The 25,241-nt window shown below is 59.9% G+C and carries 25 protein-coding genes; 20 read left to right on the top strand and 5 right to left on the bottom strand.

Annotation, left to right across the window (positions count from 1 at the left end; all coding sequences use genetic code 11):
- Nucleotides 1–122 precede the first annotated feature (122 nt).
- From putP to rpoS, 10 genes are all read left to right on the top strand, one after another.
- Nucleotides 123–1,640: a sodium/proline symporter PutP gene (gene putP, locus G5332_RS16985; RefSeq protein WP_005354514.1), complete on the top strand. Its 1,518-nt coding sequence runs from the start codon at nucleotides 123–125 to the stop codon at nucleotides 1,638–1,640.
- Between the two features lie 208 nt (nucleotides 1,641–1,848).
- On the top strand, nucleotides 1,849–2,166 hold the full coding sequence (gene ftsB, locus G5332_RS16980; protein WP_005335520.1) for a cell division protein FtsB: 318 nt from the start codon (nucleotides 1,849–1,851) through the stop codon (nucleotides 2,164–2,166).
- Nucleotides 2,159–2,851: a 2-C-methyl-D-erythritol 4-phosphate cytidylyltransferase gene (gene ispD / locus G5332_RS16975; RefSeq protein ID WP_021229511.1), complete on the top strand. Its 693-nt coding sequence runs from the start codon at nucleotides 2,159–2,161 to the stop codon at nucleotides 2,849–2,851. Before ftsB ends, ispD begins: the two co-directional genes overlap by 8 nt.
- Before the next feature lie 146 nt (nucleotides 2,852–2,997).
- Nucleotides 2,998–3,474 carry a 2-C-methyl-D-erythritol 2,4-cyclodiphosphate synthase gene (gene ispF, locus G5332_RS16970; protein WP_265343906.1) on the top strand — a complete coding sequence of 159 codons (477 nt, stop codon included), beginning with the start codon at nucleotides 2,998–3,000 and terminating at the stop codon, nucleotides 3,472–3,474.
- Complete coding sequence (truD, locus tag G5332_RS16965; protein WP_040068370.1) at nucleotides 3,474–4,532, top strand: tRNA pseudouridine(13) synthase TruD; 1,059 nt, start codon at nucleotides 3,474–3,476, stop codon at nucleotides 4,530–4,532. Before ispF ends, truD begins: the two co-directional genes overlap by 1 nt.
- Nucleotides 4,513–5,274, top strand: coding sequence for a 5'/3'-nucleotidase SurE (gene surE / locus G5332_RS16960; RefSeq protein WP_005335515.1), 762 nt, complete (start codon nucleotides 4,513–4,515; stop codon nucleotides 5,272–5,274). The genes truD and surE overlap by 20 nt, the downstream gene beginning before the upstream one ends.
- Nucleotides 5,275–5,281: 7 nt before the next feature.
- Entirely contained in the window at nucleotides 5,282–5,899 is a 618-nt protein-coding gene (locus tag G5332_RS16955) for a protein-L-isoaspartate(D-aspartate) O-methyltransferase (protein WP_005335507.1), read from the top strand.
- Entirely contained in the window at nucleotides 5,896–6,477 is a 582-nt protein-coding gene (locus G5332_RS16950) for a YqaA family protein (protein WP_047439434.1), read from the top strand. Before G5332_RS16955 ends, G5332_RS16950 begins: the two co-directional genes overlap by 4 nt.
- A gap of 9 nt (nucleotides 6,478–6,486) precedes the next feature.
- Complete coding sequence (locus G5332_RS16945; RefSeq protein ID WP_042081491.1) at nucleotides 6,487–7,557, top strand: LysM peptidoglycan-binding domain-containing protein; 1,071 nt, start codon at nucleotides 6,487–6,489, stop codon at nucleotides 7,555–7,557.
- Between the two features lie 45 nt (nucleotides 7,558–7,602).
- The gene (rpoS, locus tag G5332_RS16940; protein WP_005362773.1) at nucleotides 7,603–8,586 is read left to right on the top strand and encodes an RNA polymerase sigma factor RpoS; all 984 of its coding nucleotides are present in this window, start codon (nucleotides 7,603–7,605) and stop codon (nucleotides 8,584–8,586) included.
- 114 nt (nucleotides 8,587–8,700) lie between these two features.
- Here rpoS and G5332_RS16935 read toward each other — a convergent pair whose 3' ends face one another.
- Nucleotides 8,701–9,738, bottom strand: coding sequence for an alkene reductase (locus G5332_RS16935; protein WP_160881992.1), 1,038 nt, complete (start codon nucleotides 9,736–9,738; stop codon nucleotides 8,701–8,703).
- Nucleotides 9,739–9,937: 199 nt separating this feature from the next.
- On the opposite strand from G5332_RS16935, the gene G5332_RS16930 reads away from it, so the two are divergent.
- The gene (locus G5332_RS16930) at nucleotides 9,938–10,504 is read left to right on the top strand and encodes a TetR/AcrR family transcriptional regulator (protein ID WP_021229505.1); all 567 of its coding nucleotides are present in this window, start codon (nucleotides 9,938–9,940) and stop codon (nucleotides 10,502–10,504) included.
- 68 nt (nucleotides 10,505–10,572) lie between these two features.
- Here the strand turns inward: G5332_RS16930 and G5332_RS16925 are convergent, their stop codons facing one another.
- Nucleotides 10,573–11,526, bottom strand: coding sequence for a LysR family transcriptional regulator (locus G5332_RS16925; protein WP_421311428.1), 954 nt, complete (start codon nucleotides 11,524–11,526; stop codon nucleotides 10,573–10,575).
- Nucleotides 11,527–11,681: 155 nt separating this feature from the next.
- Between G5332_RS16925 and aguA the strand changes: the two genes are divergently transcribed.
- The 5 genes from aguA to G5332_RS16900 all read left to right on the top strand — a co-directional run bounded on the left by aguA (nucleotide 11,682) and on the right by G5332_RS16900 (nucleotide 18,715).
- On the top strand, nucleotides 11,682–12,779 hold the full coding sequence (aguA, locus tag G5332_RS16920; RefSeq protein WP_421311426.1) for an agmatine deiminase: 1,098 nt from the start codon (nucleotides 11,682–11,684) through the stop codon (nucleotides 12,777–12,779).
- A 256-nt stretch (nucleotides 12,780–13,035) separates the two neighbouring features.
- Nucleotides 13,036–14,739: an amidase gene (locus G5332_RS16915; protein ID WP_421311424.1), complete on the top strand. Its 1,704-nt coding sequence runs from the start codon at nucleotides 13,036–13,038 to the stop codon at nucleotides 14,737–14,739.
- A 370-nt stretch (nucleotides 14,740–15,109) separates the two neighbouring features.
- Nucleotides 15,110–15,862, top strand: coding sequence for a hypothetical protein (locus G5332_RS16910; protein ID WP_368172550.1), 753 nt, complete (start codon nucleotides 15,110–15,112; stop codon nucleotides 15,860–15,862).
- Between the two features lie 589 nt (nucleotides 15,863–16,451).
- Entirely contained in the window at nucleotides 16,452–17,216 is a 765-nt protein-coding gene (locus G5332_RS16905) for a CphA family subclass B2 metallo-beta-lactamase (RefSeq protein WP_421258275.1), read from the top strand.
- 227 nt (nucleotides 17,217–17,443) lie between these two features.
- Nucleotides 17,444–18,715 (top strand): hypothetical protein, encoded by a 1,272-nt coding sequence (locus G5332_RS16900; protein WP_421249976.1) that lies wholly within the window; start codon nucleotides 17,444–17,446, stop codon nucleotides 18,713–18,715.
- A gap of 83 nt (nucleotides 18,716–18,798) precedes the next feature.
- Here G5332_RS16900 and G5332_RS16895 read toward each other — a convergent pair whose 3' ends face one another.
- Both G5332_RS16895 and G5332_RS16890 read right to left on the bottom strand, forming a co-directional pair.
- Nucleotides 18,799–20,049: a DEAD/DEAH box helicase gene (locus G5332_RS16895; protein WP_421249975.1), complete on the bottom strand. Its 1,251-nt coding sequence runs from the start codon at nucleotides 20,047–20,049 to the stop codon at nucleotides 18,799–18,801.
- A gap of 217 nt (nucleotides 20,050–20,266) precedes the next feature.
- Nucleotides 20,267–20,731, bottom strand: a complete 465-nt coding sequence (locus tag G5332_RS16890) for a hypothetical protein (RefSeq protein ID WP_164536146.1) — start codon at nucleotides 20,729–20,731, stop codon at nucleotides 20,267–20,269.
- A 198-nt stretch (nucleotides 20,732–20,929) separates the two neighbouring features.
- Between G5332_RS16890 and G5332_RS16885 the strand changes: the two genes are divergently transcribed.
- The gene (locus G5332_RS16885; protein ID WP_421311421.1) at nucleotides 20,930–21,838 is read left to right on the top strand and encodes an SAM hydrolase/SAM-dependent halogenase family protein; all 909 of its coding nucleotides are present in this window, start codon (nucleotides 20,930–20,932) and stop codon (nucleotides 21,836–21,838) included.
- A 78-nt stretch (nucleotides 21,839–21,916) separates the two neighbouring features.
- Here G5332_RS16885 and G5332_RS16880 read toward each other — a convergent pair whose 3' ends face one another.
- Nucleotides 21,917–22,477: a carbonate dehydratase gene (locus G5332_RS16880; protein WP_346197720.1), complete on the bottom strand. Its 561-nt coding sequence runs from the start codon at nucleotides 22,475–22,477 to the stop codon at nucleotides 21,917–21,919.
- A 197-nt stretch (nucleotides 22,478–22,674) separates the two neighbouring features.
- On the opposite strand from G5332_RS16880, the gene G5332_RS16875 reads away from it, so the two are divergent.
- The 3 genes from G5332_RS16875 (at nucleotide 22,675) to G5332_RS16865 (ending at nucleotide 24,710) form a co-directional block, all read left to right on the top strand.
- Nucleotides 22,675–23,316, top strand: a complete 642-nt coding sequence (locus G5332_RS16875; RefSeq protein ID WP_421311419.1) for a ribonuclease T2 family protein — start codon at nucleotides 22,675–22,677, stop codon at nucleotides 23,314–23,316.
- A gap of 72 nt (nucleotides 23,317–23,388) precedes the next feature.
- Entirely contained in the window at nucleotides 23,389–23,667 is a 279-nt protein-coding gene (locus G5332_RS16870) for a helix-hairpin-helix domain-containing protein (protein ID WP_216951994.1), read from the top strand.
- A complete protein-coding gene (locus G5332_RS16865; protein ID WP_421311417.1) occupies nucleotides 23,664–24,710 on the top strand; it encodes an NAD(P)H-dependent flavin oxidoreductase in 1,047 nt (348 codons plus the stop codon). Before G5332_RS16870 ends, G5332_RS16865 begins: the two co-directional genes overlap by 4 nt.
- Nucleotides 24,711–25,241: the final 531 nt, after the last annotated feature.

Below are 25,241 nucleotides of genomic sequence, written 5' to 3'. Positions count from 1 at the left end.
TTGTGTTTTGTGTTTGTTAAAAGTGGTTGAGCTGGCGCGAACGGCTGATTAAGCTAGGCCGGTTTTTTAGGGATGAGCCCGTCACCAGAGCGGGCAGAAAATGACACAAAACGGAGTTTTGCATGACAGCTAGCACACCCATGTTAATCACCTTCCTGGTGTATATCCTCGGAATGGTGTTGATCGGCTTCGTCGCCTATCGCGCTACCCGCAACTTTGATGACTACATTCTGGGCGGTCGCCGGATGGGGAGCTGGGTTACCGCTCTCTCTGCCGGCGCCTCCGACATGAGCGGTTGGTTGCTGATGGGCCTGCCCGGCGCCGTCTTCGTCAGCGGCATCTCCGAGAGCTGGATCGCCATCGGTCTGGTGATAGGTGCCTACCTCAACTGGCGCTGGGTAGCGGGTCGCCTGCGGGTACATACCGAGAAGAACCGCAACGCCCTGACCCTGCCGGACTATTTCACTTATCGCTTTGAAGATCACAGCAAAGTGCTGCGCATTCTCTCGGCGCTGGTGATCCTGCTCTTCTTCACCATCTATTGCGCCTCCGGCGTGGTGGCCGGTGCCCGTCTGTTCGAGAGCACCTTCGGCATGGATTACAACACCGCCCTCTGGGTCGGTGCCGCCGCCACCATTACCTACACCTTCTTCGGCGGCTTCCTCGCGGTGAGCTGGACCGATACGGTGCAGGCGACCCTGATGATCTTCGCCCTGATCCTGACCCCGGTCTTCGTCATCATCGCCGTCGGCGGGGTGGACAGCGCCATGATCGAGGTGGCCGCCAAGAGCGCCACCAACCTCGACATGTTCAAGAATCTGGATGTGATCGCCATTGTCTCGCTGATGGCCTGGGGCCTTGGCTACTTCGGTCAGCCCCACATTCTGGCCCGTTTCATGGCGGCGGATTCCCACCACTCCATGGCCAATGCCCGCCGTATCAGCATGACCTGGATGGTGTTCTGCCTCGCAGGCGCGGTGGCCATAGGCTTCTTCGGGCTGGCCTACTTCGCCCGCTTCCCGGAAGTGGCGGCTGGGGTGACCGGCAACCCGGAGCGGGTCTTTATCGAGCTCTCCAAGATCCTGTTCAACCCCTGGATCGCCGGTGTGCTGCTCTCCGCTATTCTGGCGGCGGTGATGAGCACTCTAAGTTGTCAATTACTGGTCTGCTCCAGCGCCATTACCGAGGATCTCTACAAGCCCTTCCTGCGCAAGAATGCCTCCCAGCGTGAGCTGGTGTGGGTGGGTCGCCTGATGGTGCTGCTGATCGCCGTGATTGCCATCGCCGTTGCCATGAATCCGGAAAACCGGGTGCTGGGGCTGGTGAGCTACGCCTGGGCCGGTTTCGGTGCCGCCTTTGGTCCCGTGGTGCTGCTCTCGGTGCTCTGGCCGAGAATGACCCGCAACGGCGCGCTGGCCGGCATGCTGGTCGGTGCTATCACAGTCATCGTCTGGAAGCAGTTCGGCTGGCTGGGGCTGTATGAGATCATTCCGGGCTTCCTGTTCGCACTGCTGGCCATCGTGGTGGGCAGTCTGCTGGGCGAAGCGCCCTCAAAAGCGATGCTGGAGCGTTTCCGCGATGCCGAGGAGGAGTACAACACCCCGGCCGAGAGCGCGGGAGAGCCGGTCGCGGTGAACTGATCCCCCTTACCGCTTTCTGATTGAGAGCCCCGCCCCCGGACAAGGAGCGCCCTGGTTGGCCATCCTTGCACCGGTTTGGCGGGGCTTTGTGCTATCTGATTCACTCTTGGGCACTTTTTTATGTTCGGCCAGTGGCTCCCGGGTGCTCGCTTTCTTTTGTCTTGGCACCGAATATGGGACACTAGGCCGCCTGAAGGAGACCTAGTGCATGCGGCTATTCACCCTGATCCTGATCCTCCTGCTGGGGGGACTGCAATATGACCTCTGGCTGGGGAAGAACGGGCTATCCGATTATCAGAACCTGTCGGAGGCCATCTCGCAGCAACAGCGGGACAACCAGACTCTCAAGGATCGTAACGACCTCATTTACCGCGAGATAGATGATCTCACCTCTGGCCTCGAGGCCATCGAGGAGTTGTCGCGCAACGATCTGGGTTACATCAAGCAGGGGGAGACCTTCTACCGGATCATCCCCAAAGAGAAAGACAAAGAGACAGCGCCGGACGATGAGCCCTACGATGACTGATGCCAGCCGGGTATCCGGCCTGACGGCGATCGTCCCTGCCGCCGGTATCGGCAGCCGGATGGGGGCCGATTGCCCCAAGCAGTACCTGCAACTGGCGGGTAAAACCATTCTCGAACATACCCTGGAGCGGCTGCTCTCCCACCCGGCTATCGCCCAGGTGATCGTGGCGCTGGCACCCCATGACCGCTGGTTCGAGGCCCTGCCAGTGGCGGCCGACCCGCGAATTGTGCGGGTAGAGGGAGGCGCCGAGCGCGCCTTTTCCGTCCTCAATGGCCTCCATGTGGCGCAAGGGGAGTGGGTGCTGGTGCACGATGCGGCCCGCCCCTGTCTGACTCACGGCGATCTCGATGCGCTGATTGCCGCGGCCATGAACTGCGGCGGTGCCATTCTCGGCAGTCGGGTGCGCGATACCATGAAACGCTCCGATGGGGAGGGCAATATCATCGCCACCGTCGAGCGCGAGCAGCTCTGGCATGCCCTGACGCCACAGATGTTCCCGACCCGAGCCCTGAAACGGGCGCTCGAAGAGGGGCTGCTGCTGGGCGCCACCATCACCGACGAGGCCTCCGCCATGGAGCGGGCCGGATTCACGGTGCGGATGGTGGAGGGGCGCGCCGACAATATCAAAGTGACCCGGCCGGAAGATTTGTCGCTGGCGGGGCTGTTTTTAAGCCAGCAAGCATAAGCCTCTCAGTCAGAACAGACCGTTCAGAGCAGAGCGTCTCGAACAAACAGGCCCGAACAAGGAGTTAGCATGATCCGGATTGGACATGGTGTGGACGTACACAAAATTGATGGGGTTGGTTTCAGCATGTTGGGAGGTTGCCGCTGATGATGCGCATTGGTCATGGTTTTGATGTTCATAAATTTGGTGGTGTTGGCCCCTGCATGCTGGGTGGCGTGCCGGTTCCCTACGAGCGGGGGCTGGTTGCCCACTCTGACGGCGATGTGGTGCTGCACGCGGTGAGCGATGCCCTGCTGGGGGCCATCGGTGCCGGTGACATCGGTCGCCACTTCCCCGATACCGCTGCCGAGTTCAAGGGGATCGACAGCCGCATTCTGCTGCGGGATGTCTTTGCCCGGGTACAGCAGGCGGGGTATGCCATCGGCAACCTGGATGTGACCATCATCGCCCAAGCCCCCAAAATGGCCCCCCATATCGACGCCATGTGCGCCGTGCTGGCCGCCGATCTGCAATGTGATTTGAACCGGGTGAACGTCAAGGCGACCACCACCGAACAGCTTGGGTTTACGGGGCGCAAGGAAGGGATCGCCACCGAAGCCGTCGTCCTACTGGTGAAACAATAATGCTGGAACAACTTGCCTATCTGCACGGGGCGCCCACCGCCCGCGGTATCCTCAAGGCCGAGGCCGCCGACTTCGTGGTCAATGAAGATCTCGGCTTCGAGCCTTGCGGGGAAGGGGAGCATATCTTCGTCCGGGTGCGCAAAACCGGCGAGAACACCGCCTGGGTAGCGGGTCTGCTGGCCGATGCGGCCGGTGTCAACCGCAATGCGGTGACCTGGGCGGGCCTGAAGGATCGCCACGCGGTGACCGAGCAGTGGTTCGGCATTCACCTGCCGGGCAAGGCCGAACCGGACTTGTCGGTTATCGAGAGCGACAGCATCCAGATCCTGCAAGCCAGGCGTCACAACCGCAAATTGCGGGTCGGCTACCTCAAGGGCAACCATTTCACCCTGCGTCTCACCGGTCTGGAACAGGCCGACGGGCTGGAAGCGCGCCTGCAGGCCATCGCCACTCAGGGCGTACCCAATTACTATGGTGAGCAGCGTTTTGGCCGCGATGGCAACAACCTGGAAGCGGCCAAGGCGATGTTTGCCGGCAAGCGGATCAAGGATCGCAACAAGCGCTCCCTCTACCTCTCTGCCGCCCGCAGCATGCTGTTCAACGCCATCGTCAGCGCCCGTATCGAGCAGGGGCTGGCTCATCAGCTGCTGGCCGGTGATTGCGTGATGCTCAAGGGCAGCCACTCCATCTTCAGCGAAGAGAGCGTGACTCCCGAGCTGGAAGCGCGTCTTGCCTCCGGCGACGTGCAGCTTACCGCGCCCCAGTGGGGCCGTGGCCGCCTGGCCAGTCAGGGCGCCGCTGCCGAGTTCGAACAGGGCGTGCTGGCTCCTTACAGCGATTGGTGTGACGGGCTGGAGAAGGCCGGGCTGGAGCAGGACAGGCGCCCCCTGTTACTCAAGCCGGAGCAGATGAGCTGGCAGCTGGACGGCGAGGCGCTGACCCTCTCCTTCTTCCTGCCGGCGGGCGCGTTTGCCACCAGCGTGGTGCGCGAGTTAATGCAGGCCGAAGAGGCCGATCACGGTTTCAGGAATCAGACCGATGCGAATTCTGGTCAGTAATGATGATGGTGTGCATGCCGAGGGCATTCGTGCCCTCAGCGAGGCGCTGCGCGCCTGCGGCGAGGTCATTGTGGTGGCACCGGATCGCAACCGCAGCGGCGCGAGTCACTCCCTGACGCTGGAAGTACCGCTGCGGGTTACCCGCATTGCAGAAAACGGCTTTAATGGGTGCGAGAGCTATGCGGTGAAGGGGACGCCGACCGACTGCGTGCATCTGGCGGTCAACGAGCTGGTGCGCCCTGAACCCGACATGGTGGTGGCCGGTATCAACCACGGTGCCAACCTGGGGGATGATGTCATCTATTCGGGCACGGTCGCCGCGGCCACCGAGGGGCGCCATCTTGGCTACCCTTCCATCGCCATCTCGCTGGTGGGCAAGACCCACTTCGCCACTGCGGCCCACTATGCGGCCCTGCTGGTGAAAGGGTTGATGAAGCACCCCCTGCCTGCCGATCAGATCCTCAACGTCAACGTGCCGGACTTGCCCCTCGAGCAGATCAAGGGGATCAAGACCACCCGCCTTGGCAATCGCCACCGGGCGGAGTCGGTGATCTGCACCGAGGATCCCCGTGGCCAGCCCATCTACTGGATCGGCCCCCCCGGTAGCCAGCAGGATGCCGGTGAAGGCACCGATTTTGCTGCCATCGAGCAGGGCTATGTCTCGATTACCCCCCTGACCATCGATATGACTGCCTATGACAGTCTCGCCGGTCTGGGGGCCTGGTTAGATCTGCAGGGATGAGGGTGGTGTGATAGTACAGCGCCTGTTAAATCAGCTCATTGCGCAGGATATTCGCGATTTTCGCGTGCTGGCGACCATCGCGAAAGTGCCGCGCCAGCTGTTCGTGGACGAGGCCATGGCGCACAAGGCGTGGGATAACACCGCCCTGCCCATTGGCCACGGCCAGACCATTTCGCAGCCCTATATGGTGGCGCGAATGACCGAGTTGCTGATGCAAAACAATCCGGCCCATGTGCTGGAGATTGGCACTGGCTCGGGCTACCAGACGGCGATCCTCGCCCATCTGGTGGAGCATGTGTATACCGTGGAGCGGATCAAGTCGCTGCAGTTCCAGGCCAGACGCCGACTGCGCCAGCTCGATCTGCACAATGTCTCGGCCAAGCACGGCAACGGCTGGCTGGGGTGGCCCAATAAGGGGCCTTATGATGCCATTCTGGTGACGGCCGCGGCGAGCGAGATCCCGACGGCACTCACCGATCAGCTGGCCGAAGGGGGCCGACTGGTGTTGCCCGTGGGTGACAGCCAGCAGACCCTGCAACTGATCGAACGATCCGGATCCCAGCTGACCAGCCGTATTCTGGAGCCGGTACGATTTGTTCCCCTGATTGACGGAGATGTTGAGTGAAGTTGTTTTCCCGTTTGTACGTACTGGTGATGCAGTGGGCTCGCCACAAGCATGCCCCCTGGTATCTCTCCATCACCGCTTTCATCGAGTCGGTATTCTGGCCCATCCCGGTGGACGTGATGCTGGCACCGATGGCGCTCGCTAAGCCAAACAAGGCGTGGCACTACGCCACGCTGGCCACCCTCTTCTCTGTGCTGGGCGCCCTGTTTGGCTATGCCCTTGGCTATGCGCTGTGGGATCCGGTCGTGCTGCCACTGGTGGAGTCTGTGGGCTATCAGGACAAGATCGAGATTGCTCGCAACTGGTTTGAGCAGTGGGGGATCTGGGTCATTTTCATTGCCAGCTTCACCCCTATCCCCTACAAGGTGTTTACCGTGACGGCAGGGTTGTTGCAAATGGCTCTGCTGCCCTTCATCATCACCTCCCTCATCGGTCGTGGCATGCGCTTTTTCCTGGTTGCGGGCCTGATGCGTTGGGGTGGCGAGAAGATGGAACGCAAACTGATGCACTACGTAGATGTGCTCGGTTGGCTCTGTATTGGTCTGGCCGTGGTGGCCTATTTCTGGTTTAGTCGTTAAGGATCCATTATGCGTTCGCGTATTTGGCAAGGAAGCAGTGTCGTGGTGTTGTCATGGCTGCTGCTTGCCTGCTCCTCCAGTAAAAATGCAGCTCCGGTAGATGGTGTTGATGAGGGGCAGTTTGTCTCGACCATTCCGGCTCGCCAAAGCGGTGCCCAGGTCAGCGCCCCCATTCAGGGCGGCAGCTATGTGGTGAAACGGGGCGATACCCTCTACTCCATCGCCTTCAACTCCGGCAACGACGTGCCGTCGCTGGCCAGCCTCAACAACATCAGCCCGCCCTACAACATCTATCCGGGGCAGCGACTGCGACTCGATGGTTCCAGCGCCAGTGTTGGCAGCAGCCGCAGTGCCGGTACCTATGAGGTGCGCCGCGGCGATACCCTGAGCAGCATCGGCCGCCAGTTCGGCATGACGCCGCAGGCGCTGGCCCAGAGCAATAACCTGAGCGCCCCCTATGCGCTGCAACCGGGTCAGGTGCTCAATGTCCAGACCGCAGGCGGCGGTTCGACCCAGATGGTGGCTGCGACTCGTCCGGCAACCGTGACGCCGGTGGCCGTGAGCCGTCCGAGCAGCGGTCCGCGTCCGTTGGCCGAGCCGAGTGGATCTGGTCAGACCACGCCGTTCATCTCTCAGAAATCCGTTGCTCCGGCAGCACCGAAGGAATACGCTCAGTCCAAAGAACAAAAAATAAACAACTCCCAGTCGAGACTTGCTTGGCACTGGCCCGCAAAAGGCCGGATTGTCGAGGGGTTCTCTGTTGCAGAACAGGGTAACAAAGGGATCGACATAGCCGGCCAGAAGGGGCAACCCGTCTACGCCGCCAGCAGCGGTAAAGTGGTATACGCTGGCAGTGCTTTAAGGGGGTACGGCAAGCTGATTATCCTCAAGCATGATGATGACTATCTCTCCGCTTACGCACACAACGACGAGTTGCGGGTGAAGGAAGGGGACAGCGTCAAGGGGGGCTCGGTCATTGCCAACATGGGTAGCACGGACGCGCCGGATGTGCGATTGCATTTCGAGATCCGGTACAGAGGCAAGTCGATCAATCCGATGAGCTATTTGCCAAAGCGTTAACCCCAGAGAGACCGTCTTACTCTGGTAACGTCAGGGAGACACACCATGAGCCAAGAACAACTGGTAATGCAGGATGCAGAGTTAGAGTTTGACGCTGAACCCGAATCTCATGAAGTAGAAGAGTTGCAGGAGGTAGCCGCCGAGGCGGAAGATATTATCTCCGATGAGTTGCTGGCACCGGAACTGAACAAGGTGATGGATGCCACGCAACTCTATCTGGGGGAGATAGGTTTCTCCCCGCTGCTCACTGCCGAAGAGGAAGTCTACTACGCCCGTCGTGCCTTGCGCGGTGACAAAGCCGCCCGCAAGCGCATGATCGAGTCCAACCTGCGACTGGTGGTGAAAATCGCCCGCCGTTACAACAACCGTGGCCTGGTGCTGCTGGATCTCATCGAAGAGGGCAACCTCGGTCTTATCCGCGCGGTCGAGAAGTTTGACCCCGAGCGCGGCTTCCGTTTCTCTACCTATGCTACCTGGTGGATCCGCCAGACCATAGAGCGGGCCATCATGAACCAGACCCGCACCATCCGTCTGCCCATTCATGTGGTCAAAGAGTTAAACGTTTACCTGCGCACCGCGCGCGAACTCTCTCACCGTCTCGATCACGAGCCGACCGCCGAGGATATCGCCTTCGCGCTGGATCGTTCGGTGGATGACGTGAACCGCATGCTCAAACTCAACGAGAAGATCACCTCGGTGGACACCCCCATTGGTGGCGATCGCGACAAGGCGCTGCTGGATGTGCTCTCCGACGAGCGCGGCATGGGGCCTGAGTTGGAGTCACAGGAAGATGATATGCGCAGCAGCATTGTACACTGGCTGGAAGAGCTCAACCCCAAGCAGCGGGAAGTGCTGGCCCGTCGTTTCGGTCTGCTGGGTTATGAGCCTGCCACCCTCGAGGATGTGGGGGCCGAGATTGGCCTGACCCGCGAGCGGGTACGCCAGATCCAGGTGGAGGGGCTGCGCCGTCTGCGGGAGATCCTGCTGAGCCAGGGGCTCTCCATCGAGGCGCTATTTCGTACCAATTAAGCATCCGCACCAATTAAGTCTGCACCAGCTGATCAGCGCATCAGCCAGATAGCACGAGGGGAGCAATCGCTCCCCTCGTTTTTTATTGCCTGTCGTCTGGTGATGGCTTTGCGGTTATACCAGCTCGGCCAGCATGGTGTCGGCGTAGGGCACCAGCGCTTCGCCCTTCTTCACCTTGGTGAGGTAGTCCGGGTTGGCGATAAGCGGACGGCCGATAGCCACCAGATCGAAGCGGTTAGCCTCGATGGCCGCTGCGGCGCGCTCGGCGTCGTAGTTGCCCACCCCGACCAGATTGCCCTTGTAGTGGGCGCGCAGATAGTCGGAGGCGCGGCCACCCAGATAATCGAAGGTGAGGTTGTCATCAAAGATGCCGAGGTGGATATAGGCCAGCGGGCGATCGTTGAGCTTGCCCAGCAGATAGTCGAACACGGCGCGATCTTCCGGGCTGCCCGCCAGATGGACATAGGCACCAGGGGAGAGACGAATGCCAACCCGATCACCACCGATGCGGGCGCTGATGGCATCGACCACTTCCAGCGCGAAGCGGCTCATCTTTTCCGGGCTGCCACCGTAGTTGTCGGTGCGCAGGTTGGTGGAGTGGTGCAGGAACTGGTCGATCAGGTAGCCGTTGGCACCGTGGATCTCTACCCCGTCAAAGCCCGCCTCGATGGCGTTGGCAGCGGCCTGGGCGTAATCCAGCACCAGCTGGGCGATTTCCGCCTCGGTCAGGGCACGCGGCACCTGATAGGTCAGCTCGCGCATGCGGGGCACAGTGCCCTCGTGCGCCACGGCAGAGGGGGCCAACACTTCAGCCTGATGGAAGAAGGGGTGGGAGAGGCGGCCGACGTGCCACAGCTGGGCGAAGATCTTGCCGCCCTTGGCGTGTACGGCGCTGGTCACTTTCTTCCAGCCATCGATCTGCGCCTGGGTGAAGAGGCCCGGGGTATTGGGGTAGCCCTGCGCGTCGGGGCGGATGATGACGGCCTCGGAAACAATCAGGCCGATGTCGGCGCGGCGGCCGTAATAGGCAGCCATCTGCTCGGTCGGCACCAGACCTGGGCCTGCCATGCAGCGGGTGAGCGGGGCCATCATGAAACGGTTGGCCAGGGTCAGAGTGTCATTGAGTCGATACGGCTGAAACAGGGTATTCATGATAGGTTGTCCTGAACGGGTTATTCTTGAACGTGCATTCAAGACGTTTTTTACGTCGGGCGCAAGCTTTTTTTGAATGAGCGTTCAAGAAGGTTGGCCCGAGCAGGCGGCTGGGGTAAACTTGCCGCCCTTTCCAGCCACTCTTTATCGGCGGGCCCTGTTGCCCCTTGCCGGTGAACCATTTCCCACGGGAGGAACCATGCGCATAGCCGAGTTTGATCGGGACGAGGTACTGCGAAATGCCATGGAAGCGTTTCGCGCCAAGGGATATGCCAAGACCACCATGCAGGAGCTGGTGGCCGCCACAGGCCTCCATCCGGGCAGCATTTACGGCGCCTTTGGCAACAAGCGAGGCCTGCTGCTGGCGGCGGTGGATCATTATGTCGAGGGCAAACGCACCCTGCGCCGCTCCCTGCTCGACAACCCGAGCCCGCTGGCGGGCCTTGCGGCCTATCTCGACCGGATTGTGGGGGAGGCGCTCTGCGGCTCCTGTCTGGTGACTCGCACCATGATGGAGCTGAGCGAGCAGGATGAGGAGCTGACCCAGCGGGTCAAGGGGATCTATGGCGAGCTGGAGCAGGATCTGGCCGAGTTGCTGACGCAGGCGCAGGCCAAGGGCGAGCTGGCCCCGGATAGCAATATCCACACCCTCACCGCCCTGCTGCTGATCAACCTGCAGGGTCTTATTACCTTCGCCCAGTGCCGCCCCGATCGCCCCCTGCTCGACGATGTAGTCGCCCAGCTGATGCGGGCCCTGCGGGCGTAACGCGATACCGCAGAAACAACAGTGGCTCCCTCGGGAGCCACTGTTGTTTTCGGGAAGTGCATTCCGCTTTACCTCGGCCCCACCAGCTCTTTCATCAAATCTTTCAGCCACACCAGCGCCGGTTGCTGGGCGTGCACGGGGTGCCAGACGCAGTTGAGGTGGTAGTCGGGCACGTCTTCGGGCAGCGGCAGGCTTTTCAGCGGCCAGTGGGTGGCGAGCAGCTCGGCCACCATGCTGGGCAGCACCAAAAGGTGATCGCTCTGGCTGACGATGGCGGCGGCGGACATGTAACTCTGGCTGTTGACCGAGATGGTGCGGCTAAAGCCCTGACTCTTCAGATAGCGGTCGAGGCTTGCCTCCGAGGTACCTAGCGGCGAGTGGAACACATGGGGCATGGCGATGAGCTGCTGCAGGGTGATGCGCTCCTGCCACTGGGAGGGGTCATCCTCGGCACCGGCGGGGGCCGATTTGGCAATCGGCAGATCGGCGCGCACCAGTCCGGCCAGCGGCTCGGTGAGCCAGGTCTCCTTGCCAAGATACCCCGGCACCTGCATGTACTCGTCAAAGCCCAGCACCAGATCGATCTCGCCGCTTGCCAGCTCGGCTTCGGGCAGGGTGTCGCGCAGGATGCGGATCTCGATGGTGACCCCCGGCGCCAGCCGTCTGAGGCGCTGGATCAGCGGCGGGATCAGCACGCACTCCACGTAATCTGTGGTGCAGAGCACGAAGCGCCGCTTCGACTGGCGCGGCTCGAACTCCTCTTCTTCGCTGAGCTGCTGCTCCAGCAGCCGCAGCGCCTGCTGCACCCCGAGATGCAGCCGCTGGGCGCGCGGGGTCGGCAGCATCCCCTGCGGGGTACGCACCAGCAGCGGGTCGCCGAGAAAGGTGCGCAGCCGGTTAAGGGAGTGGCTCATGGCGGGCTGGCTGATAAAGAGCGCTTCGGCGGCGCGGGTGACGCTGCCCTGCGTCATCAGGGCGTCAAACGCGAGCAGCAGATTGAGATCGAGCTGGTGCAGTTTCATGGGGGGATTATTCGCCGTGTTTATGGGACAATCCATCCTATTCATTTGATGGATGGGGGCGCAACGTCTTAATCTGCGACCCACTCTTATTTTTCCGGGTTCCCGTGCCGCATCTGGCGTAAACGGGGGCCTCAATCCATGCAAGGAGCCTTGCGATGAGCATCAAGACCATTAACTCCACGCCGGCCGCCGACGGCTTCACCATGCCCGCCGAGTGGGCGCACCAGCAGGCCGTCTGGATGATCTGGCCGTTTCGCCCGGACAACTGGCGCGTAGCCGGTCGCTTCGCGCAAGAGACCTTCGCCAAGGTGGCCGATGCCATCGGTGGCGCGACTCCGGTCTTTATGGGGGTTCCGGCCCAGTTTATGGAGCAGGCCCGCGCCATCATGCCCGCCCACGTCACTCTGGTTGAAATGGACAGCGATGACTGCTGGGCCCGCGATACCGGCCCGACCATTGTCACCAACGCAGCCGGCGAGTGCCGTGGGGTGGATTGGGGCTTCAACGCCTGGGGCGGCCACAAGGGTGGTCTCTACTACCCGTGGAATCAGGATGAGGAAGTGGCAGCCCAGATGCTGACCCAACACGAGATGGCTCGCTACGATGCGCCGCTGATCCTGGAAGGTGGCTCCATCCACGTCGATGGCGAAGGCACCTGCCTGACCACCGCCGAGTGCCTGCTCAACGAAAACCGCAACCCGCACCTGACCAAAGCGCAGATCGAAGCTTACCTGCGCGACTATCTGGGCGTCACCAGCTTCATCTGGCTGGACGAAGGCGTCTATATGGATGAAACCGACGGCCACATCGACAACATGTGCTGCTTCGTGCGTCCGGGTGAAGTGGCGCTGCACTGGACTGACGATCAGAACGATCCCCAGTACGCCCGCTCCGTGGCCGCCCTCAAGGTGCTGGAAGCGGCGGTCGATGCCAAGGGGCGTAAGCTGAAAGTGTGGAAGCTGCCCCAGCCGGGCCCGCTGTTCTGCACTGAAGAGGAGTCTGCCGGTGTCGAGAGCGGTACCGGTGTGCCGCGCGAGGCCGAGGGCCGTCTGGCCGGTTCCTACGTGAACTTCCTCATCACCAACGATCGCATCGTCTATCCGCTGCTGGATGCCGCCACCGATGGCGAAGCTCAGCGCATTCTGGAAGAGATCTTCCCCGATCACACAGTGGTCGGCGTGCCGGCCCGCGAGATCCTGCTGGGCGGTGGCAATATTCACTGCATCACCCAGCAGATCCCCTCCGGCAAATAAGAACCGGATGACGATCCTGCTGCGAAGCCGTGATCAAGGCTCATGTGCTGCTCGGAATCCTCATGTATTCACATACACTACGGTTCCTGCGCTGCTCTTCACCTTGCTGACGGCCTCTCGCGACGGGTCGTAAACCGGTTCCCGTTGGTATTCAAAACCCCACGCCGTGGGGTTTTCTCTCTTGATGGTGTGATGGTCGCCGGTGCTGATGCGGCGAACATCATGACAAACAGTCACCCTTTTACAGGAGATCCCCATGATCGAAGTGACCGAGGTTTCCATTGCCGAGCTGCGTGCTGCGCTCGAATCAGGCCGCACCACAGCGGTCGAACTGGTCAAGGCCTATCTGGCCCGGATCGAGGCCTACAACGGCCCCGAGACTGCCACCAAACTCAACGCCGTGGTGGTCGCCAATCCCGATGCGCTGAAAGAAGCCGAGGCTTCCGATGCCCGCCGTGCCCGTGGCGAGACCCTGAGCCCGCTCGACGGCATCCCCTACACCGCCAAAGACAGCTATCTGGTCAAGGGGTTGACCGCCGCCTCCGGCAGCCCGGCCTTCAAGGATCTGGTGGCCCAGCGCGATGCCTTTACCGTTGAGCGCCTGCGCGCCGCCGGTGCCATCTGCCTTGGCAAAACCAATATGCCGCCGATGGCTAATGGCGGCATGCAGCGCGGCGTCTATGGCCGTGCCGAGAGCCCCTACAACGCCGACTACCTGACCGCGCCCTTTGCCTCCGGCTCCTCCAACGGTGCCGGTACCGCCACCGCCGCCAGCTTCTCCGCCTTTGGTCTGGCCGAAGAGACCTGGTCGAGCGGCCGTGGCCCTGCCTCCAACAACGGCCTGTGCGCCTACACCCCGTCCCGTGGCGTCATCTCGGTGCGCGGCAACTGGCCGCTGACCCCGACTATGGATGTAGTGGTGCCCTATGCCCGCACCATGAACGATCTCTTGGAAGTGCTCGATGTAGTGGTCGCCGACGATGCCGATACCCGTGGCGATCTGTGGCGCATGCAGCCCTGGGTGCAGCTGCCCAAGGCCTCCGAGGTGCGTCCGGCTTCCTATCTGGAGCTGGCAGCCAAGGCCGATGCCCTCAAGGGCAAGCGCCTCGGCGTGCCGCGCATGTTTATCAACAAGGATGAACTGGCCGGCACCAGCGAAAACCCCGGTATCGGCGGCCCGACCGGTCAGCGCATCCATACCCGCGAGACCGTGATTGCCCTCTGGGAAGAAGCGCGCAAGGCGCTGGAAGCCGCTGGCGCAGAAGTCATCGAAGTGGACTTCCCGCTGGTATCCAACTGCGAAGGGGACAGACCCGGCGCGCCGACCGTGTTCAATCGCGGCATCGTGAGCCCGGAGTTTCTCAACGACGAGCTGTGGGAGCTCTCCGGCTGGGCGTTCGACGACTTCCTGCGCGCCAACGGTGATCCCAAGCTCAACAAGCTGGCCGATGTCGATGGGCCGAAGATCTTCCCCCACGACCCGGGCACCCTGCCGAACCGCGAGGGCGATCTGGCGGCGGGCATGGACGAGTACGTCAATATGGCCAAGCGCGGCCTGAAATCCTGGGACGAGATCGCCACAGTGCCGGACGGCCTGCGCGGTCTGGAGAAAACTCGCAAGCTGGACTTGGAGGACTGGATGGACGGGCTCAAGCTCGACGCCGTGCTGTTCCCGACCGTCGCTGACGTCGCCCCGGCTGATGCGGATGTGAATCCGGCCTCCGCCGATATCGCCTGGAGCAACGGCATCTGGGTTGCCAACGGCAACCTCGCCATTCGCCATCTCGGCGTGCCGACCGTTACCGTCCCTATGGGGGTGATGGCCGATATCGGTATGCCGGTGGGCCTGACCTTCGCCGGTCGCGCCTATGACGACAACAACCTGCTGCGCTTTGCTTCGGCCTTCGAGTCCACCGGCAGCAAGCGTATGGTGCCGCCACGCACGCCGCCGTTGGGGTGAGTGCCATCAGGGATTGAATATTAGTAGTTTTTCTTGTGATAACGAACACAAAACCACCCGCTATGCGGGTGGTTTTTTATCCTCCTGATGGTCCAGTATTGAGACCAATCCCCTTGCGCTGAGAAAAGTGTGAAAGATATCTGAGATTTAATTTTATTACTGAAATCCTTATAGAAAAAACAATAAATTTCGCGTATAAAAGGCTTCAATAGAGCCTATTTGAACACCACTATAGATAGTTAATCTGATAAGGGAATATATTTATGGGGTTATTTTTAATATGAACTATTTCCCTCCGCCAGATACATACCCAAATTTTATTGGAACCACCTCATTACTAGTGGCAGCCATTTGTTTATGCATTACCTTCATGGAAAAGCAAAGAGGCCATGCTACAAAGCTGTTCTCTATTATGTTGGTCACATCTATTGCATTTTTCTCTTCTCACTGGACCACATACTTCGCAGCTATATTTATAGTGGCAACAGCAGTCACTGAACTAGAGTTTTTACAAAATCTTGCCGCTATAATAAGCAAAGATAAAAATTACTTTGATTTTAAAAAAGAAGTTTTGAGCAAAGAAGATAATCTACGTAGAAAGGTCGAAGAGGCTGTAGCCGAAGAAATAGCATCAGTGGTTCCCCCCACATCACCACAAAAATTTAAAAGCACATCAATTAATATTGCAAAGCTTAATGAACAAGGCCATGGTGCTACTATGAGGCTTGCATTGGACATTGAAGAGAAGGCTTTGAATTTAGTATCTCAAACACATGGTGAGATAGAGCGTAATGTACGGATAACACAAAACAATAAATTTGTAGAGTTTGATGGTTTCATTTCCAGTAAAGACAATAAAAACAACAAGATATTCGAAGTGAAATGGTTGAGGAATCCAAGTCAGTTGACCGCATACCTAGCCTTCTCCATTAGTAGAATTAAAAACGCATGTCAAATTCATGAGGATATCACTGGACATAAACCAGAAATACATCTCATTTTGGTATTGAATTCAGAATTGAAGGCCGATGAAAAAGAAAGAATAAGTCAAAGTGAAAAAGACAATAACATATGTATCTCATATATAACCCTAGATCAACTTGGTTACGAGATAATCGGTTGATATAGACCGTATATACTGTCTGCTTTAGCTTTAGGGCATTGGTTCTAATAGTGAGCGTATTCGGACGAACGCGAACAAGTAGTGGCCGAGAAGCAGGTGATATTCAGAGTTTCCTGTTGGCCTTGCCATGACTCGAGGCGTGGCGATAAACGGACGATTACGCTGCGCTAATCGACCCTACATTGTGGGAGTTATTGTTATCTCCAGCCCTTCTCCCCTTGTTTGTGATCAAAAGTGGGAGAAGGGAGCAGATATGCCCCGCTAGTTGTGTGTTGGCTCTGTGGTTCGGGTGAATATGAGCAGCGTGGAATTGGCTCGGGCCATCCCCTCTCCCTCGGAATAGGGCTAGGGTGAGGGGCCGCTATCTGTGTTGCAGGTTCGAATAGCGAAGCGTATTCGGACGTTTGCGAATAGATCGTGGCCGAGAGGCCGCCGATTCCCCCTGATTTTTCTGAATTCCCCCAGACTTCACTTTCTCTTCACACAACCTCATTTTCCCCTCACAAATCTCCCGTATCTTCTGCCCACTGCTTAAAAGGCCCGGCTTGCCACAGGGGTGGCGAGGGGGCGGTTGGTTCGAGGGAGCAAGATGATGAAAGGTTGGATGAAGTGCACATTGGCCGGGGCCGTGGTGCTGATGGCGAGTTTCTGGGGTGGCAGCGTGCGGGCAGCGGGGATCGAGCTCAAGCAGGTAAGCGGCCCTGTCTATGTGGTGGAGGACAACTACTACGTCAAAGAGAACTCCATGGTCTATTTCGGGGCCAAGGGGGTGACTGTGGTGGGGGCGACCTGGACGCCGGATACCGCCCGCGAGCTGCACAAGCTCATTAAACGGGTCAGCAGCAAGCCGGTGCTGGAGGTGATCAACACCAACTACCACACCGACCGGGTGGGTGGTAATGCCTACTGGAAGTCCATCGGGGCCAAGGTGGTAGCGACGCGCCAGACCCGGGATCTGATGAAGAGCGACTGGGCCGAGATTGTCGCCTTTACCCGCAAGGGGCTGCCGGAGTTCCCGGATCTGCCGCTGGTGTTGCCCAACGTGGTGCACGATGGCGACTTCACGCTGCAAGAGGGCAAGGTGCGCGCCTTCTACGCGGGCCCGGCCCATACGCCGGACGGCATCTTTGTCTACTTCCCCGACGAGCAGGTGCTCTATGGCAACTGCATCCTCAAGGAGAAGCTGGGCAACCTGAGCTTTGCCAATGTGAAGGCCTATCCGCAGACCATCGAGCGGCTCAAGGCGATGAAGCTGCCGATCAAGACGGTGATTGGCGGGCACGACTCGCCGCTGCACGGCCCCGAGCTGATTGATCACTATGAAGAGTTGATCAAGGCGGTGCCGCAGTCATAAGGGTTGCGCGACAGACTGGCAGCAAGCCGTGCCATCGCTGCAATCAGCAGCCATAACGGCACACCACAAAACGCCCGCTTTCAGGAAATAAGCGGGGTTTTGCTGTTGCGGCTTTTCTGCGGCCACTTATTGCGGGCGTTGGCACTGCGAGATTAAGGCTGTTCAAGGGGGGTGGGCTTTCATAAGATGGCCCTCTCTCTTTTTCCTGAAAGTTATCCATTTTCGTTATGCAATACGCCTCTCTCGCGCGCCTCAAGCAGGCCTTTATCACCGGGATGTGGGCCTCGCTGGTCAGCATCGTTATCGGCTTCGCCTTCAAGGTGTGGCTGGCGCAGTGGGTCGCCAAGGGGGAGCTGGCGCTGTTCAACAGCGTGGTGGATTTGATCTCCCTCTCCTTTATCCTGATGACAGGTTTTCGCTCCTCCATGGTGGTGAGCTACTCCCAGACTAAAAACGATCGGGACATCATCAATATCTTTCGCTACTTCCTCATCGGTATCGTGCTGCTCACCTGGGGGGCGGTGATCCCCTATATCAAGCACGGGCTCCATATCCGGGTGGAGTATCTGCAACTGGTGGGGGTCATCTTCGGGTTGGGGCTCAAGGTCTACTTCACCAATCTGGTGGCCATGTACCGGATGTATGCGCTCTCCAACCGGGTCACCTGGCTGGAGCCGCTGGCCAACGGTCTGCTGTTTATGGCCTGCTACTTTGGGCTCGGGATGGATGCGCTCCCTTCGCTCTTCTACGGGCTGACCTTCTCGTCGCTCGCCATCGCAGGTTATATGTATGTTTCGCGGCGCCGGGCCATCGCCACCAAGCCGCTGGCCAAGGTGGCGCTCGGCCCCGAGATGGTGAGCTATGTGAAGAAGAGCTTTACCGCATCCCTGGAGGCGGGGGCCAGCATCCTGATGATCTACATCACTGTGCTGCTCACCATCCGCCACTTCAGCATCGACGAGCTGGGGGATTTTCAGGTAGTGGTGCGCCCCATCTTCACCTATATGACCACCTTGTTTGTCTTCCCCATCTACCGTTTTGTGCTGCCTGAGCTGGCGGTCAATCTGCGTAACGGCGATCACCGCCAGATAAGGCTTATTCGCCGCTGGATCTTCCGCCTCTCCGCCATCGTCAGTCTGGCCTTCTTTGGTTTGATGCTGCTGGCGGGCAAGCCGCTGGTGCTGTTGTTCTTCCCCGCCGACTACGTGGGGGCGGTGCCGGTGCTGTTCCACTTCTCCATCTTCTTTATCTTTATGATGCTCAACGGCTATCAGCTCGCCTATATCAAGGCTCACGGTCACTTTACCCAGAGTTTGTTGATCCGGCTGGCGGGCATAGTGGCGCTGGTCGCCGCCTACTATCTGGTGGCCGAGTTCACCGCCAACGTGGTGGCGATTATCGTGGCGCTGGGCCTCGGCTATATGGTGATGTTTATCCTATCGACCCTGGCAGAGCGGCAGATCCTGCGTACCCTGCCACTGGTGCTGGCGACCCGCTAGGGTGTGACTCGCCAAGAGCAGGCTTCTGTCAGATAACAAAAAACGCCCGTGCGGGCGTTTTTTATTGGCGGCGCAGGGCAGGCTTAACGCTTGCCCTTGCCACCCTTGTTGCCAGCGAGGGCCTGCTTTCTGGCGCGCTGCTTCTGGGCCGCCTTGCTGTTGCGGCGCGGCTCGGGCTCGAAGCGGGTGAGATCCGGCTCAAAGCCGGGGAACCACTGCTGGGGCAAACGGGTGTCGAGTACCGCTTCCACCTTCTCCAGCAGCGGTGCATCTTCCGGGCTGAACAGGGTAATGGCGAGCCCCTTGTTGCCAGCGCGACCGGTGCGACCGATACGGTGGACGTAATCCTCTGCCACAAACGGGAACTCGAGGTTAATCACGTAGTTGAGATCGCTGATATCGAGGCCGCGGGCCGCCACGTCGGTGGCAACCAGCGCCTGCAAGGTGCCGGCGCGAAACTCCAGCAGCACCTTCTCCCGCGCGCTTTGCGACAGATCGCCGTGGAAGGCCAGCGCATTGATGCCCGCCTTGCCAAGCTGCTGGGCCAGCTTGTCAGCACCTTGGCGGGTGCGGCTGAAGATCAGTGCCGGTGCCCACCCTTTCACTTTCAGCATGTGTTCGACCAGCGCCAGCTTGCGATCGCTGTCCACCGTGTAGACCCGCTGCTCCACCTCGGCCGCCGTGGTGTTGCGCGGTGCCACTTCAATCAGCTCGGGGTCGCGCAGCAGCACCTTGCAGAGGGCAAACAGGTTGTCGTCGCAGGTGGCGGAGAAGAGCAGGGTCTGGCGACCCGCCGGGATCTGTTTCAGCAGCGCCTTGATCTCGTCCATAAAGCCCATGTCGAGCATGCGATCCGCCTCGTCAAACACCAGATGGCGGAGGCTATCAAGGCTCAAGGCCCCCTGACGCAGATGGTCGAGCAGACGGCCCGGGGTGGCGATCAGGATATCCACCCCGGTCTGAAGCGCCTCCACCTGCGCCGCGATACTCACCCCGCCGTAGACTTGCGTGCTAGTGAGACCGGTGCCCTGGCCGTAGCGCGCCACGCTCTCGGCGACCTGCACCGCCAGCTCGCGGGTCGGCACCAGCACCAGTGCCCGGATCGGGCGTTGGGACTCCATTTGTGGCTGCGCAAGCAACTGCTCCAGCAGCGGCAGCACAAAGGCGGCGGTCTTGCCGGTGCCGGTCTGTGCCCCCGCCATCAGATCCCGCCCTGCCAGAATGACGGGGATGGCACGAGCCTGAATGGGGGTGGGGGCGGCATAGCCGAGCTCGGTCAGGGTCTGCTGCAGACGGGGGGAGAGGGCCAGTTCGGCAAAGGAGGCTGTGGACATAGGGGCACCAGTCGGGGTTATCGCGGCCAGCGGCCGCGATGCAATGAGTGATCGTGGCCGCGATGGTAACAGAAGCTGGGGGCGCGGCAGAAGGTGATGATGAGCAAGGGCGCATAGCTCCCGGTTTTGCATGTCGCGCATGGCGGTGGCGCAGGACCTCGTCGCCGCGCTTCTGTTTTACCGCGAGTCGGCAGTGCAAGGGGCATCAGCCATGACACTACTCCACGATCAGCACGCTCTCGCTGGCCAGATGGTGCAGCCACTCCCTGACGATCAGCAGCACGGCGGCAAAGTGCTCGTCGCGTGGCAGCAAGCTGGCGGCGAGGGGATCCCCTTCCGCCATCGCGGCCAGCTGGCCAAAGGCTTGCTCCACCAGATCCCGGCTGAGTTCATTGTCCCCCAGCGCTTCGGCCAGCGATGGCTGGCTGCGCAGGGTCAGCTGCAAGCCGGGCGGGATCTGTGGGGCGATGCGCATCAGCTCATCTTCCACCACCATGATGGCCCGCTCCAGTTCGAGCGGGGTGGGTGGCGCATTGCGAAACGGTCCGGGCTGGATGGCGTGGGTGCCAAAGGCCAGCGGGTAGTGTGACGGGGCCGCATCTGGCTGGCTCAGCCAGAGCTGACTGCTCTGTTCACCGATCTCCAGCAGCAGGGTCATCATCTCCGGTACGGGTTGTGTCATGGTGCTGAGCTCCTGTATTGTAAACGTTTTCCCATTCTGCCTTTGATACCCCCGCCGCCGACGTTTTGCGAGCACAATTTCTGCGAGTCGTCCCTCACTTTGTTGCAAACCCCTTGCAAAAAAATCCATTGGTGGCAGTCTGGATGTCTAAATGGCCGTCGCCGTTTCGTTATCCTCAGATGATTCAGGAGTTCAGATATGGATATTCGCACCACACCCCGCGCCATAGCGCTCGCCCTCATGCTGGCAAGCGGCATCGCCGCCGCCAACGAAGCGCTGGTGATCCAGACCGATTTCGGCCTCAAAGATGGCGCCGTGTCGGCCATGAAGGGGGTCGCCTTCGGGGTGGATCGCACCCTGCCGCTCTATGACCTGACCCACGAGATCCCGGCTTACAACATCTGGGAAGCTTCTTACCGCCTCTACCAGACCCTGCAGTACTGGCCCAAGGGCACAGTGTTTGTCAGCGTGGTGGATCCCGGTGTCGGCACCGAGCGCAAGTCAGTGGTCCTCAAGACCAGGAGCGGTCACTACATCGTGACTCCGGACAACGGCACCCTGACCCTGGTGGCCGAGCACTTCGGCATCGAGGCGGTGCGCCAGATCGACGAGAAGCTCAACCGCCTCAAGGGTTCCGAGAAGTCCTACACCTTCCACGGCCGCGATGTGTACGCCTATACCGGCGCACGGCTCGCCTCCGGCGCTATCAGCTACGAGCAGGTTGGCCCGCTGCTGCCCGCCGAGGTAGTGAAGATCCCCTATCAGCCTGCGGTAGCAGAGAAAGATGGCACCCTCAAGGGCACCATCCCGATCCTCGATGTGCAGTACGGCAACGTCTGGACCAATATCGACGATGCCTTGCTGACCAAGGCGGGGATCAACAAGGGGGATAACGCCTGCATCAAGATCCGTGAAGGGGATGTGGTCAAATATGACGGCAAGGCCCCTTACGTCAGCAGCTTCGGTGACGTGCCGGAAGGTCAGCCGTTGGTCTACCTCAACAGTCTGCTGCAGGTGTCAGTGGCGCTGAACATGGACAGCTTCGCCGCCAAGCATCAGGTGCAATCCGGCGCCAATTGGCATATCAGCCTGAAGAAGTGCTCCTGACCCGCACGTATATAAGTAGAAATAGAAACAGCAACGGGCGCCTCGGCGCCCGTTTTGTTCTCTGGGAATACAGAGGGATCAGAACTCGTTGGAGAGCGCCTTGTACCCTTTGACCAGATCGATATTGGTGTGGGCCACGTCCTCGGAGAATTCGGCGGCATCCACTGAAACCCGCGGAATATGGGTCAGATCGCTCTGCTGGTTGATGCGGGTGGTGGAGGGGACGTAGAACTCCGGCGGCAGATCGCAGCCATCGATCACCGAGTTGTGACGCACCACGGCACCATCGCCGATATGGCAGTTGAACAGCACGCTGTTGAAGCCGATAAAGACCCGGTTTCCCACTTCGCATGGTCCGTGGACGATGGAGCGGTGAGCGATGGAGGTGTACTCGCCGATGGTGACGGCAGCGCCGGATTTGGAGTGGATCACCACGCCATCCTGGATATTGGAGTTGGCGCCGATGACGATGGGTTCCATATTTCCACTCTCATCCACCTCGTCGGCACGGATCACTGCATAGGGGCCGACAAAGACATTCTCTTTGATGATCACCTTGCCGCAGATGATGGCGGTTTTGTCGATATAGGCGGATTCGTCGATGACAGGCAGATGGCCGGAGGGATTCTTGCGGATCATGTTACATCCTGTGGTTGCTTGAAATGATGCGGTGGCGCACCCGGCGCCAGGATGCCAGCTTACGCCTCGTTAGTATCCGGTGAAACCCCGAAGTGGTCTGACCCTTGTCGCAAGCCTTGGCGGGACCACTGTTTCCGCGCGCTGGAATATGGGAGCATTGCAGCCATTCCCGAGTTGGTTGAAATGGACATATATAGATGAAGAAGATGATTGCCCTGTTGGCGGGTGGTTTGTTGCTCTCCTCGGCCGTGCAGGCCAAAGGGGAGGCGGGGGAGTTTGACTATTACGCCATGGCGCTCTCCTGGTCGCCCGAGCACTGCGCCGTCAAACCGGCGGATCGGGACCAGTGTTCCCGCAAGCTGGGCTTTGTGCTGCATGGTCTTTGGCCCCAGTACGATCGCGGTTACCCCAGCAACTGCACTCGCGAACGGCTCGATCCCGATATGGAGAGCGAGTTTGCCGACCTCTACCCCAGCCGTTTCCTCTATCGCCATGAGTGGGAGAAACATGGCACCTGCTCCGGCCTGAGCCAGCAGGCCTTCCATCAGCTGGCGAGTGATTTGCGCCAGAAGGTGAAGATCCCGGCGGCTTATCAATCCCCGGAAGAGCCGCTGCGCAAAACCAGCTTCCAGCTCAAGGCCGATTTGGCGAGCGTCAACCAGTGGCTGGCCCCCGACAACATCACGGTGGCTTGCGCCGATGGTGGCCGCTTCCTGCGGGAGATCTACATCTGCGTCAATAAAGAGGGGACGGATGCGGTCACCTGCTCCGCCGAGATGCAAAAGCGCGAGCGCCGCTCCTGTGGTCAGCCGGACTTCCTGCTGCGCAGCGTGCGTTAAGCCTCCACTCTCTTCATCGGGCCCCTTGCGGGCCTGATGTTTAACCACGGTTATCAGAAAGGAGTCTGACAGATGGATGGCAATAACCGGTTTACCCCACAAGAGCGGGCAATGCTGCTCGGAGTGAAAGGGGTGGGGCCGCCCGTTATCGGGCGGCTCGAACAGCTGGGCTATCATACCCTGGCCGGATTGGCCGAGGCCGACACCACCCATATCGTCCAGCTGGTGGCCAGCATGCTGGGCTCGACTTGCTGGCAGAACAGCCCGCAGGCGCGTAGTGCCATCGACGGTGCCATTGCGCTGGCCCGCGCACATCTGGCGGCGGACGCTGCAAAAGGGGTGAATGGATGAGCCTCTTTAGCGAACTGGGGATGCGTTATCCCATTATTCAGGCGCCGATGGCCGGTGTGCAGGGTAGCGAGCTGGCGCTGGCCGTGACCCGTGCGGGCGGCTTGGGCTCCTTGCCTGCCGCCATGCTCACGCCAGCGGAGCTGCGCAGCGAACTGGAGCGTCTTGCCCAAAGTGGTCTTGGGCCATTTAACATCAACTTCTTCTGCCATCGGCAACGGGAACCGGATCCCGTTGTACTGGCCCGCTGGCAGCAGTGCCTTGCTCCCTACTATGCCGAGTTCGGCGTACAGCCCCCAGCTGTTACGACGGCGCCAAGCCGTGCACCTTTCAATGGGGAACATGCCGCCATGGTGGCTGAGTTCAGACCGGCGGTGGTCAGCTTTCACTTCGGCCTGCCCGCGCCCGAGTTGCTTGTCCAAGTGAAGGCGGCGGGGGCCAAGGTCTTGGCCAGCGCCACCACGGTGGCGGAGGCCGTATGGCTTGCCCAGCACGGTGCCGACGCCATCATCGCTCAGGGATTGGAGGCGGGCGGCCATCGCGGTCATTTCCTCTCCGATGATCTCGCCTTGCAGCAGAGCACCTTGACCCTGCTGGCGCAGATCCTCGCGGTGACCGATCTGCCGGTGATTGCCGCTGGCGGTATCGTCGATGACAAGGGGATCGCCAACGCGTTGGCAATGGGGGCGAGCGCCGTGCAGATGGGCACTGCTTTTCTCTGCTGCCATGAAGCGACCACCTCGGCGTTGCATCGCGCCGCCATCCATTCACCAGAGGGCCAGCAGACGGCACTGACCAATCTGTTCAGTGGACGTCCGGCGCGGGGGATCGTCAACCGTCTTATGAAAGAGCTGGGCCCGCTCTCGGATCTTGCCCCTCACTTCCCCTATGCCAGTGGCGCACTGGCCCCGCTGCGCGTCGCCGCCGAGAAGGCGGGGGATAGTGGCTTCTCTCCGCTCTGGGCTGGGCAGGATGTATCGGGCTGCCGGGATCTTCCCGCTGGTGAGCTAATGGCGTGCTGGGTCAAAGAGGCTGGATTGGGATAAGCGCTTCTATATATTCCTCATAGGCCTTCTTATATAGAAGATGTCGAGGGCGCTGCGCGTTAGACGCGACAGTGCGGCAATGGTGGATGAGTGCCAGGCCAGTACCCTTGTAAGGCATTTATCCGGTGTAAAACGTCCTCACTTCACCCTTGGTTGTGGATAAGTCTGTATAAAGGCTGTGTGTTAATATGAATAACCAAGAAATTGCACTTTTTTGCAATTTTATTGCGGTAAAGCCTTGTCAATGTGAGCTGGATCTCTATAATGCGCCACATCGACAGGGCAAGCGGCAACGCAAACAGCCGAGTCGATAACCTCGAAAAGCCTTTGAAAATAAGGCTTGACTCGAGAAGGCGGTTGAGTAGAATTTCACTCCCGCAGCAACACTCTGTTGCATCGCTCTTTAACAATTTGAATCAAGCAATCTGTGTGGGCACTCACAGCATCGAACATCAAAACAATTTTTGATTTTCAATGTCTGATGAAGTGACCAAGACGATTTCTTAGCAATAAGAAGTCGAACAGTTTATT

Origin of the sequence: Aeromonas sp. 603757 (assembly GCF_049171255.1) — a bacterium.
Taxonomy (GTDB): domain Bacteria; phylum Pseudomonadota; class Gammaproteobacteria; order Enterobacterales; family Aeromonadaceae; genus Aeromonas; species Aeromonas veronii_A.
The sequence above is the reverse complement of the archived record's forward strand: the minus strand, read 5'-3'. Positions and strand labels throughout refer to the sequence as shown.